Annotated in this window: 8 protein-coding genes; 6 read left to right on the forward strand and 2 right to left on the reverse strand. The window is 73.9% G+C overall.

The genetic code is table 11. The features are described 5' to 3' along the window. Positions 1–37 precede the first annotated feature (37 nt). From ACQPW6_RS09845 to ACQPW6_RS09865, 5 genes are all read left to right on the forward strand, one after another. Entirely contained in the window at positions 38–1,009 is a 972-nt protein-coding gene (locus tag ACQPW6_RS09845) for an SMP-30/gluconolactonase/LRE family protein (protein ID WP_433889186.1), read from the forward strand. Positions 1,010–1,180: 171 nt separating this feature from the next. Then, a complete protein-coding gene (locus tag ACQPW6_RS09850) occupies positions 1,181–2,785 on the forward strand; it encodes an ABC transporter substrate-binding protein (RefSeq protein ID WP_433889187.1) in 1,605 nt (534 codons plus the stop codon). Positions 2,786–2,821: 36 nt separating this feature from the next. After that, positions 2,822–3,832 carry an ABC transporter permease gene (locus ACQPW6_RS09855; protein WP_433889188.1) on the forward strand — a complete coding sequence of 337 codons (1,011 nt, stop codon included), beginning with the start codon at positions 2,822–2,824 and terminating at the stop codon, positions 3,830–3,832. Continuing rightward, positions 3,832–5,757: a dipeptide/oligopeptide/nickel ABC transporter permease/ATP-binding protein gene (locus ACQPW6_RS09860; RefSeq protein WP_433889189.1), complete on the forward strand. Its 1,926-nt coding sequence runs from the start codon at positions 3,832–3,834 to the stop codon at positions 5,755–5,757. Before ACQPW6_RS09855 ends, ACQPW6_RS09860 begins: the two co-directional genes overlap by 1 nt. Continuing rightward, complete coding sequence (locus ACQPW6_RS09865; RefSeq protein WP_433889190.1) at positions 5,754–6,575, forward strand: ABC transporter ATP-binding protein; 822 nt, start codon at positions 5,754–5,756, stop codon at positions 6,573–6,575. The genes ACQPW6_RS09860 and ACQPW6_RS09865 overlap by 4 nt, the downstream gene beginning before the upstream one ends. Here ACQPW6_RS09865 and ACQPW6_RS09870 read toward each other — a convergent pair. Continuing rightward, positions 6,541–8,187 (reverse strand): PucR family transcriptional regulator, encoded by a 1,647-nt coding sequence (locus ACQPW6_RS09870; RefSeq protein ID WP_433889191.1) that lies wholly within the window; start codon positions 8,185–8,187, stop codon positions 6,541–6,543. The genes ACQPW6_RS09865 and ACQPW6_RS09870 overlap by 35 nt on opposite strands. Before the next feature lie 207 nt (positions 8,188–8,394). On the opposite strand from ACQPW6_RS09870, the gene ACQPW6_RS09875 reads away from it, so the two are divergent. Beyond that, a complete protein-coding gene (locus ACQPW6_RS09875) occupies positions 8,395–9,231 on the forward strand; it encodes a M55 family metallopeptidase (RefSeq protein ID WP_433889192.1) in 837 nt (278 codons plus the stop codon). Positions 9,232–9,315: 84 nt separating this feature from the next. Here the strand turns inward: ACQPW6_RS09875 and ACQPW6_RS09880 are convergent, their stop codons facing one another. Further along, positions 9,316–10,905, reverse strand: a complete 1,590-nt coding sequence (locus ACQPW6_RS09880) for an N-acyl-D-amino-acid deacylase family protein (protein ID WP_433889193.1) — start codon at positions 10,903–10,905, stop codon at positions 9,316–9,318. Positions 10,906–11,759 lie beyond the last annotated feature (854 nt).

Consider the following 11,759-nt stretch of genomic DNA (forward strand, 5'->3'; position numbering starts at 1 on the left):
GAACACCCCCGAACACAAGACGAGTTGAAGGACCACCATGTCCAAGCGAAGCCTCACGATCACCCTGTCCGCCGTCCTGGTGGCCGCCGCCGCCCTCACGGCCGCCGCGCCGGCCGGCGCGCGGACCCCGGTCCGGCCGCTGACCGACGTACGGATCGCCGCCCACTTCGACGTCCTCGCCGGCCGGCAGCCGGAGAACGTCGCCCTGCTGCCCGACGGCAGCGCGGACGTCACCTTCGCCGGCAGCCGCCAGATCGCCCGGATCACCCCGCGCGGCACCACCCACGTCCTGGCCACGCTGCCCGCGCCGGCCGACGGCGGCGGCAACACCCCCGCCCTCGGCTTCCCGCTGACCACCGGCATCGTCCGCACCCCGGACGGCACCCTGTACGTCCTCTACGCGACCGGCACCTCCGACCTGACGGGGCTGTGGCGGCTGCGCCCCGGCGGCACCCCGCAGCGCATCGCGGCGCTGCCCGCGAACGGCCTGCCCAACGGGCTGGCCCTGGACGACAGCGGCCGGCGGCTGTACATCACGGACTCCGTGCTCGGCACCGTGTGGACCGTGCCGACCGCCGGCGGCAGGCCCACCGCCTGGTCCACCGCCCCCGAACTCGCCGCGACCGGCTTCCTCGGCGCCAACGGCGCGAAGGTGCACGACGGCTCCCTCTGGGTGACCAACCTCGACCAGGGCACGCTGCTGCGCATCCCGATCCGCCCCGGCAACCGCGCGGGAGCGCCGCGGGTCGAGGCGTCCGGGCTGGCCGGCATCGACGACTTCACCTTCACCGGCCGCGGTGACGACGTGCTCGCCGCGCTCAACGGCCCCAGCCAGGTCGTCCGGATCACGTCCGACGGCAGCCACACCACCCTGCTGGACACCGCCGACGGACTCCAGAACCCCACCTCCGTCGCGCTGCGCGGCAGCGAGGTCTACGTGCTGAGCGCCGCCTACACCACCCGCACCGACCCCAACCTGCTGCGGGCGCGGCTGGGCGGCCACCGCTGACCCTCGCGGTGCGGCGGTCGGTTCCGGCCACCAACGGGACGCCGAACTTTTGGTTCATGCCGACGAGGCGTGCGGACGGCGCAGGCTTCAGCCTGAGTGCACGCTTCGCACCCACCGCACGCACCGCCGGACCCGGCTCGACCTCGGCGGCCAGATCCAAGGGGCCAGCTCATGAATCGCACAGTCCGCGCCGTGATGGGGTCCGGCCTCGGGATCGGCATCGCCCTTGTGGCGACCACCGGCTGCTCGGGCGGTGGTGCCGCGGCGCAGCAGGTGGTGAGCGGCGGCACGCTCACCATGGCGGTGCAGTTCGACCCCGGTGACCTGGACCCGCAGGGCTCGGGCTCGGCCGAGAACGTGGCGGTGTCGCGGCTGGCCTACGACACCCCGGTCACCGTCGACGGCGCGGGCAAGCTGCTGCCGGGCATCGTGTCCTCCTGGAAGGAGCTGGGGAGCACCAGCCGCTGGTCGCTGACCGTCCGCGGCGGCGTCACCTGCGCGGACGGCAGCGCGATGGACGCCGCGACGGTGGCCGCGAACATCAACTACGTCGCCGACCCGAAGAGCGCCTCGCCCTTCACCGGCGTCGCCGTCCCGACCGGTGCCAAGGCCACCGCCGACGCGGCGACGCACACCCTGACCGTCGACTCGCCGTCGCCGGCGCCGTTCTTCGTCGAGAACCTCCAACTGCTGTCCCTGGTCTGCCACAAGGGGCTGGCCGACCGGAAGTCGCTGGCAGCGGCCAGTGACGGAACCGGCCCGTATGTGATCTCGCAGGCCGTCCCCGGCGACCACGTCACCTACACGCTGCGCAAGGGCTACACCTGGGGGCCGGCCGGCGACACCAGCACCGGCGTGCCGGGGATACCGGCCAAGGTGACCGTCCAGACCGTCGCGAGCTCCACCACGACGGCGAACCTGCTGCTCAGCGGCCGGCTCAACGCGGCGCAGGTGCCGGGCACCGACCAGAACCGGCTGAAGGCGGCCCGGCTCTACTCCTCCGGCGGCTCGGAGATGAACGACAGCCTGCTGTTCAACCAGGCGGACGGCAACCCGACCGCGGACGTGGCCGTGCGCCGCGCGCTGATGACGGCGCTGGACCTGAACCAGCTGGCGGCCGTGGACGGCGGCGGGGTCGGCGGGAAGGCGACCGGCCTGCTGGCCCCGCCGAAGATCTGCCCCGGCGACACCCTGGCCGGGAACCTCCCGTCGTACGACCTGGACCAGGCCAAGTCGCTGCTCGACCAGGCCGGATGGACCGCCGGATCCGGCGGCACCCGCGCCAAGGACGGCAAGAAGCTGTCGCTGATCCTGCTGTACGGGAGCAACCTGCCGCCGACGAAGGCGACCGCGGAGTTCATCTCGGTGCAGTGGCGCAAGCTCGGGGTCGACGTGTCGCTCGTGCAGAAGCCGTCGGACCAGCTGGTCAGCGGCCTGTTCGGCGGCACCGCGGAGTTCGGGGCGGTGCTGCAGCCGATCCAGGTCTCCACCCCGGCGCAGTTCGTGCCGCTCATGTCGGGCCCGGCGGCGCCGAAGGGCGGGAACGCCGCGGACATCAAGAACGCGCGGTACGCCGAGCTGGTGGCCAAGGCGTCGAAGAACCCGGCCACCGCCTCGGGCTGCTCCGACTGGAACGCCGCCGAGGCCGCGCTCTTCAAGGACGCGGACATCGCCCCGCTCGCGACCGTCTCCAACGCCTGGTGGGGCAAGAACGCCCGGTTCTCCGTCGACCAGGGCGGCGTGATCACCCCGACGAGCATGCGCCTCCTGCGCTGACCGCCGGCCCGGACCGACAGATTCGTAGGAGAGCAGATGGCGACCACCACGTTGACCGCAGGACAGCCGCCGCGGCTCGCGACCGCCCGGGGCGGCGGGCCCCACCCGTGGCGGGCGTTCCTGCTGCGCAGGTTCGGGCAGTTCCTCCTCTCGGCGTTCATCCTGCTGACCGCGGTCTTCGCGCTGGCGCACGCCATGCCGGGTGATCCGGTGCGCGCGGCGCTCGGCAGCAAGGCCCCGCCGGAGGTGGTGACGGCCGACCGGCACCGGCTGGGCCTCGACAAGTCCCTGTGGGAGCAGTACGGGCACTACCTGCACGGCCTGGTGACCGGGAACCTCGGCGACTCGCTGATCACGGGCCTGCCGGTGCGCACCCTGATGACCCGCGTGATGCCCGCGACCATCGAGCTGGCGGTAGCGGCGTTCGTCCTGGCGGTGCTGGTCGCGATACCGGTGGGCATGCTCACCGGCATCGCCACCCGGGACGGCCGGGCGCGGCCGGCGCATGTCGCCTTCGCGGCGGTCACCGGCATCCTGTCGTCGATCCCGGAGTTCCTGCTCGCGGCCGGGCTGGTGTTCGTCTTCGCCGTCTCGTTCAAGGCGCTGCCGGTGGCGGGCCGCACCGACCTCTCCTCGTACATCCTGCCGGTGATCTCGCTGGCCGCCGGTCCTGCCGCGCTGCTGGCCCGGATCGTGCGGGTGGAGACGCAGCGGGTGCTCGGCGAGGAGTACATGCGGACGGCCAGGTCCAAGCGGCTGCCGGGCCGGCTGCTCTACACCCGCCACGCGCTGCCCAACCTGCTGACCGCGGCCCTGACGGTGAGCGGCCTCGCGCTGTCCTCGCTGCTGGCCGGCACCGTGCTGGTCGAGACCGTCTTCGCCTGGCCGGGGGCCGGCAGCCAGCTGGTGCAGTCGGTGCTCGCGAAGGACTTCCCGGTGGTGCAGGCGATGGGGCTGTTCTTCGGCTGCGCCGTGCTGCTGGTCAACCTGGCGGTGGACGTCGTGATCGCCGTCGTCGATCCTCGCTCCGTCATCAAGGAGAGCTGATGGCACGAGAGGGAAACCCGATGGCCAGGGCGCGTATCGCGGCGGCGGGCGCCGTCCGGTCGCCGCTGGGTCTGACCGTGGCGGTGCTGCTCGCCGGCATCGTCGCGGTGGTGGTGGTCGCGCCGCTGGTGCTGCGGTCGCGCGCGGACGGCATCGACGCCGCCGCCATGCAGCAGGGGATGTCGTCCAGGCACCTGTTCGGCACCGACCAGCTCGGCCGGGACGTCCTGGAACGGACCCTGGTCGCGGGGCGGTTGTCGGTGCTGCTCGCGCTGGCCACGACGGCCTGCGCGACGGTGTTCGGCGTCGTTCTCGGGGCGCTGCCGGTGGTGCTGGGGCGCCGGGCCGGCCGGCTGGTCGTCGCGGGCATCAACTTGTTCGTGGCGTTCCCCGGGCTGCTCATCGCGCTGTTCCTGTCGATGATCTTCGGTGTCGGGGCGCGCGGCGCCGTGCCGGCGATGGCGCTCGCGCTGACGCCCGGCTTCGCCCGGCTGACCCACACCACGGCGAGCGCGGTCGCCGGCGCGGACTACGTCTCGGCGGCGCGGCTGCTGGGCGTGTCCAGGACCCGGATCGTGCTCCGCCACGTACTGCCCAACATCGCCGAGCCGCTGGTGGTGGCCGCCACCACCGTCGTGGGCACCGCGCTGCTGGCCCTCTCGGCGCTGTCCTACCTGGGCTTCGGGGTGCAGGCGCCCTCGTACGACTGGGGGCAGATGCTCAGCGACGGCCTGGACAACATCTACTCCACCCCGGCGGCGGCGCTGCTGCCCGGCGCCGCCATCGTGATCACCGGAGCCGCGTTCATCCTGGCCGGAGAGGTCATCGCGCAGGCCGCCGCCGGTCAGGGCGCCGGCTCGCGGGGCGGACGGTCGCGGGGCGGACGGTCGCGGGCCCTCGCGCGGCAGGCCCCGGTGGTCGCCGACGCCCCGGCCGCCGCCGATGCGGGGGACGCCGTCGTACGGCTGGACAACCTGACGGTGACCTTCCCGGGCGCCCGCCCGGTGCGCGATGTCTCCTTCTCGATCGGGGCCGGCGAGATCGTCGGGATCGTCGGCGAGTCGGGCTCCGGCAAGAGCCTGACGGCGTCGGCGCTCGGCTGGCTGGTGCCGCACCCCGGCAAGGCCGCCGCCGGCCGGATGGAACTGCGCGGCCGCGACCTGCGGAAGCTGGAACGGGCCGAACGGGACCGGCTGCTGGGCGGTTCGCTCGCCACCGTGTTCCAGAACCCGATGTCGGCGCTGAACCCCGCGGTCCGGGTCGGCCGGCAACTCGCCGAGGTGTCGCAGGTCCACCAGGGGATGCAGCGCGGGCAGGCGATGGCCAGGGCCGTCGACCACCTCGACGCGGTCGGCATCAGCGCGCCCGGGCAGCGGGCGAGGCTCTACCCCGGCGAGTTCTCCGGCGGGATGCGGCAGCGGGCGATGATCGCCATGAGCCTGATGGCCGAGCCCGACCTGATCATCGCGGACGAGCCGACCACCGCGCTCGACGCGAACGTCCAGCAGGAGATCCTGGCGCTGCTGCGGGACGCCGCCGACGAGCGGAACTCGGCGGTGCTGTTCATCAGCCATGACATCGCGGTGGTCGCGCAGATCGCCTCGCGGGTGCTGGTGATGTACGCGGGCCAGGTCGTCGAGGAGCTGCCGGTCGGCCTGCTGGCGGGACAGGGCGCGCACCCGTACACCCGGGCCCTGGTGGCGAGCATCCCCGACATGGCCACCGACCGCACCCGGCCGCTCGCCACCATCGAGGGACGGCCGCCAGGGCCGGACGCGTGGCCGAACGGGTGCTCGTTCGCCGACCGGTGCCCGCTGGCCGACGAGCGCTGCCGGGAGCAGCAGCCGCCGCTGGCCGTCGTGGGCGAGGGACGGCGGGTGGCCTGCTGGAAGCCGCAGACCGGACGGATCGGGGACGAGCGATGAGTGTTCTGGAGATACGCGACCTGGTCGTACGGTTCGGCACCGGCCCGCGCGCGGTGACCGCCGTCGACCACCTGGACCTGAGCGTCGGCGCCGGCTCGATCGTCGGCCTGGTCGGCGAGTCCGGTTCCGGCAAGTCGACGCTCGCCCGGGCCGTGGTGGGGCTGGTGCCGCTGGCCGCCGGCGAGATCCTGCTGGACGGCGAACCGATCAGGACCGCCGCCGGCAGGCCCCGGCGGGAGCTGCGGGAGCGCGGCCGGCTGATCCAGATGGTCTTCCAGGACCCGTACGCCTCGCTGAACCCGCGGATGAGCATCGGCGAGTCGGTCGCCGAGGGGATCGCGGCGGGGCGGCGGGCGGACCGGTCCGCGCGGCAGCCCGACGTGAGGGAGCTGCTTGAACGGGTCAGGCTCAATCCGGACGACGCCCACGTCCTGCCGCGCCAACTGTCCGGCGGGCAGCGGCAGCGGGTCGCGCTGGCCCGCGCGCTCGCCGCGCGCCCGGAGATCCTGATCGCGGACGAGATCTCCTCGGCACTCGACGTCTCCGTGCAGGGCGCGGTGCTCAACCTGCTGCGCGAGATCCACCGCGAGACGGGCATCGGCGTGCTGTTCATCTCGCACAACCTGGCGGTGGTGCGCTACCTGTCGGACCGGATGGCGGTGATGTCCGGGGGGAGGATCGTGGAGACCGGCCCGACCGAGCAGGTCACCGAGCATCCGCGGGCGCCGTACACGAAGGCGCTGATCTCGGCGGTCCCCGGCATCGCGGCGGGCGCGGGCGGGATCAGCCGTCGGCCAGCAGGCGCAGCTGGAGCATGAGGGAGAACCGGGTGCCGGAGTCGCCGAGGTCGATGCCGGCGACCTCGGTGAGCCGGCGCAGCCGGTAGCGGAAGGTGTTGTGGTGCACGCACACCGCCTTGGCCGCCGCGTTGACTTCGCCGAACGCGTCCAGCCAGGCCCGCAGCGTGTCGATCAGGCACATCCGGTGCTTGGCGTCGTAGGCGAGCAGCAGCGCCACCGGCCCGGTCACCGTGTCGCCGCGGGCCGCCGCCAGGTCGGCGACCTCGATCAGCAGCGCGTCGATGCCCACCTCGGCGATGGACGCGACCCGCCGGGTGGCGCGGGGCGAGCGCAGCACGCGGACGGCCCGCATGGCGCCCTCCCGCGAGGCGGGCAGTCCCCGGGCGCTGGCGCTCGCCCGTCCGATGCCGATGACCGCGCCGGTGCTCGAACCGGTGCGCTCGAGGAAGTCCGACGCGAGGCGCGCCGCGCGGTGCTCGGTGTCGGACAGCGGGCCGATGATCGGCACGATGCCGTAGACGATGTCGCCGATGAGCGCCACCGCGGAACCGTGGTGGGTCGCCGTCAGATACATCGTCAGCGCGTCCGCGATGCGCTGCCGTTCCGCGACCCGGTCGGCCCGGGTCGCCGAGGTGCCGGGGCCGTCGTTGGGCAGCGCGAGGGCGAGCACGGTGACGGCGTGGTTGCCGATGCCGAGCTGGCTGGCGGCGTTCAGGGCGCCGGGGCCGCCTTCGAGCGCGGTGCCGACCAGGTCGGCGCGCAGCCTGCGCTCCACGTCCTCGCCGGCCCGCTGCCGCAGCAGGTGCAGGGCGACGAGCCGGCCGACGTCGCGGAAGGTCTGTGCCCGCTCGTCGGTCAGCGGCCCGCGCACCGCGGCCCAGATCGAGCCGAGGATCTCGTCCCCGGCCCGTACCGCGAGGGCGACGCGCGGCACCGTGAAGTCGCCGGGGTCGTCCTCGTGCGGCTCGATGAACAGCGGCTCGTCGGTGCGGTAGAGCCGGCTGAAGACGCCGCGCTCCTTGAGGTAGCGGGTCCTGGACGCGGTGACCTGCCGGCCGAGGATCGTCTCCACCCGTGACGGGTCGGCCTCGTCCTGCCGGCCGGAGAAGGCGAGGACGCGCGAGTTGCGGTCCTCGATCGTGATCGGGGCGTCCAGCAGCGCGGCGATGGCGTTGGCCAGCGAGAACAGGTCGCCGGACGGGATGCCGCCGAGCGTCGGGTCGCCGGCCTCGACGACGTCGTCCTGTGCCAGCAGCGAGCGCAGCATCGCGGCGAGCTGCACCCACGAGGCCCCCTGGGTGAAGCCGAACACGGCCACCCCGGCCTTCCGCGCGGTGGCGGCGATGTCCGGGGCGGCGGGTACGGGCGCGCGCAGCACCAGCCCGGCGCTGCCCCGGCGGCCGCACTCCTCCAGCAGCCGGGTGATGTCCTCGGGCGCGGAGACCCCGATGCCGAGCACCAGGGACCCGGGCGGCCAGCGCGGCTCGTCCAACGGGTCGTGGATCACCACGCCGTTGATCTCCGAGTCGGCTCCCGCGTCGCCGTGGACGAGTTCGAGCAGCGTGCTTCCCAGGTCCTCCAGGACACGCGCCAGGCTCGTCCGCGGGTTGTCAGTCACTGAGGCCAGCATGGGCCGAAGGTAGTCGGCCCTGCCGCACCCGAGTTCGTATCATCGACCGAATATACGTCCGGCGTTCGGTGGGGTCACCCTCGTGCGGCGGCGGACCGGGCTCGCAGACTGTTCGCGGACGCCCGGCGCCTCCGGGCTCCGTGCCCCGTGCCCCGACAACCGGGGTGTCAGAACCCGCGCGCCTCACCCCGTCTCCGGGAGCCCCGTATGCAGGTCTACCTGTCGATCGACATGGAAGGGATCGCGGGCGTCGCCACCCGCGACCAGGTCGTACGCGGCGGCCACGGCTACCGGCTCGCGCAGTCGCTGATGACGGCGGAGGCCAACGCGGCGATCGAGGGCGCCTTCGCGGCGGGCGCGACCAGCGTGCTCGTCAACGACAGCCACGGCACGATGGACAACCTGCTGCAGGAGCAGCTCGACCCCAGGGCGCGCCTCGTCCTCGGCTCGCCGAAGCTCGACTGCATGGCCGAGGGCATCACCGCCGCGCACGACGTGGCCTTCTTCCTCGGCTACCACGCCGCGGCCGGCTCGCCCGGCGTGCTGGCGCACACCTTCTCCTCCCATCTGACCGAGGTCAGGCTCGGCGGCTCACCGGTCTCGGAGGCGGAGGTGAACGCGTTGCAGGCGGCGGCGGTCGGCGTGCCGGTGGGGCTGCTGACCGGTGACGACGTCATCTGCCGGCTGGCCCGTGACGTGCTTCCCGGGGTGACCGCGGTGGAGGTCAAGCAGGCGCGGGGCGTGCACGCGGCGATCAGCCTGTCGCCGTCCGAGGCCCGGGAGCTGATCAGGGAGGCCGCGGCGGAGTCGGTCGCGAACCTGGCCGCGCTGCGGCCGGTCGCCGTGCCCGACGCGCTCGACGTGGAGGTGGACATGCCGCTGGTCGCCGCCGCCGAGAACGGCTCGATGATGCCGGGCGTCGAGCGGGTCGCGGACCGCACGCTGCGGGCGGTCTGCGCCCGGCCGCGTGACGTCGTGGGCTTCGTGACGGTGTGCGCCCAGCTCGCCGAGAGCGCGCTGCGCGCCCGTTCGCTCAGCGGCTGAGCGGTCCTGGGCTGAGCGGTCCTGGGCTGGGCGGTCCTCGGCTGGGCGTCCTCGGCGGCCGAGCCGCAACGGCCGGCGGCGGGCCTACCGGCCGCGGCGCAGCGCCCGGCCGGCGAGCGCGCCGGTCGGCACGCCCTCCTCGAACGCGGTCACCCCGTTGATCACCACGTGCCGCATCCCGGTCGCGTAGACGTGCGGATCCGGGTAGGTCGCCAGGTCCCGCACCTGCTCCGGCTCGAAGACCACCAGGTCGGCGAACGCTCCCGGCGTGACCTGCCCCCGGTCGGTGAGCCGGAGGTTGGCGGCCGGCAGGCTCGTCATCCGGCGCACCGCCTCCTCCAGCGACAGCACGCCCTCCCTGACGTGGTGCCCGAGGACCCGGGCGAACGAGCCGTAGGTGCGCGGATGGGTGGGCGAGTCGGTGAACGGGGGCTCCGCGGACGGCGCGTCGGCGTCGGAGCACACCGAGACCCACGGCTGCGCGAGCGCCAGCGCCACGTTCTCCTCCGCCACGCCGAAGTAGCCGGCCAGCAGCGACGGGTCGGCGGCGACGAGGGCGAGGAGGGTGTCGACCGGATCGGCGTCACCGCGCCGCGCGGACACGTCGGCCAGGCTGCGCCCCGCGTGGTCGGTGCCGGGCGGGCCGAGTACCAGCACGCCCTGCGCGCCGCCCGCGTCGAGGTAGAGGTTCTGCCAGTCCGTGGCGGGTGCGGCGATGGCCGCCGCGATCTCGGCCCGGGCGGCGGGGTCGGCGAGCCGGTCGAGCAGCGCCTGCTGGCCGCCGGCGTGGAAGCTGGGCGGTACGCAGGCGGCCAGCCGGGTGCATCCGGCCTGGTAGGGGTAGACGTCCGCGGTCACCGCCAGGCCGTCGGCCCGCGCCCGCTGAACCATGTCGATCGCCGTCGCCATCGCGGGCCAGTTGCGCCGCCCGGATGCCTTGAGGTGGTAGATCTCGGCGCGGGCGGCGGACCGCCGGGCGATCTCCAGCAGTTCGGCGATCGCCTGGAGCAGCCGGTCGGCCTCGTCGCGGATGTGCGAGATGTACAGCGCGTCGTGCGCGGCCAGCACCTCGGCGTACGCGACGAGCTCGTCGGTGGAGGCGTAGTTGCCGGGCGAGTAGATCAGCGCGGACCCCAGGCCGAGGGCTCCGTCGGCGAGTTCGGCGTCCAGCAGTTCGCAGGCGGCCGACAGCTCGTCCGCCGTCAGCGCCCGGTCGTCGGCTCCCGCGTGGATCATCCGCAGGTTGCCGGCGCCGACGAAGCTGGCGACGTTCGGCCCCACCCCCGCCGACTCCAGGTGGGCCAGGAAGTCGCGCAGCCGCGGCCAGCCCATCCGCACCCCGGGCGGCGCCGGCTCGGAGTCGATGATCGCGGACAGCCGTCCGGTGACCGGGCCGAGCGAGTACCCCTCGCCGAACACCTCGGTGGTGACGCCCTGGTAGAGGTCGGAGAGGCCGCGCGGGTCCTGTTGCAGGCTCGCGTAGGCATGGCTGAGCACGTTGATGAATCCGGGCGCGACCACGCAGCCGTCCGCGCGCAGCTCCGGGCAGCCGGTGGCGGGAACCTCGCCGACCACCGCGATCCGCTCGCCCTCGATCGCGATGTCCGCGGGGAACAGCGGTGCGCCGGTGCCGTCCGCCACCAGGCCCGCACGGATCACCAGACTGAACGACATGTGCTCTCCTGCTCTCCTGACGAGGCCGGCCGGCGGTCGCGGCTCCTGATGGCCGGATCACGCCCAGGTGCCGACGTCGGCCGTCCGGCTCCCGGCACTCCATCATCACCGGTCACGCCGCCGGCGGGTTGATCGGTCCGACCCAATTCCGGCCCCCCTTTCGTTCCTCCACACCAGCCGCTCGGCGGCCCCGCGCCGCACACTGGCGCCGTCGGAGCCGACGCCCGCCGGGCGGCCGGCGGGCAAGGGATCGGGAGGACGTGCCGCGATGTCGATATCCAGTGCGAGCGGACCGGGCGACGCGGTGGTCCCGGACCGCTACCGCGCCGAACGCGGCCGGGTGTACCTGTCGGGGTTGCAGGCCCTGGTGCGGCTGCCGATCGAGCAGCGCCGCCGCGACCGCGCGCAGGGGCTCCGTACGGCGGCCTTCATCTCCGGCTACGAGGGCTCGCCGCTCGCGGGCTACGACCTCGAACTCGGCCGCCGCCAGGCGCTGCTGGACGAGTACGGCATCGTCTTCAGGCCAGGTCTGAACGAGGAGCTGGCCGTCGGCGCGGTGCAGGGCACGCAGCTGGCCGTGCTACGGGACGACCGCAGGTACGACGGGATCACCGGCTACTGGTACGGCAAGGCGCCCGGCCTCGACCGGGCCACCGACGCGCTGCGGCACGCCAATCTGGGCGGCACCAGCCCGTCCGGCGGCGCCGTCGCGATCGTCGGCGACGACGCGACCGCGAAGTCCTCGACGGTGCCGAGCGCGTCGGAACCGGCCCTGGCGGCGCTCGCTATCCCCACCCTCGTACCGGCCGACCCGCAGGACGTCCTGGACCTCGGCCTGCACGCGGTGGCGATGT

It is taken from the genome of Streptomyces sp. CA-111067, from assembly GCF_050956065.1.
Lineage (GTDB): Bacteria > Actinomycetota > Actinomycetes > Streptomycetales > Streptomycetaceae > Actinacidiphila.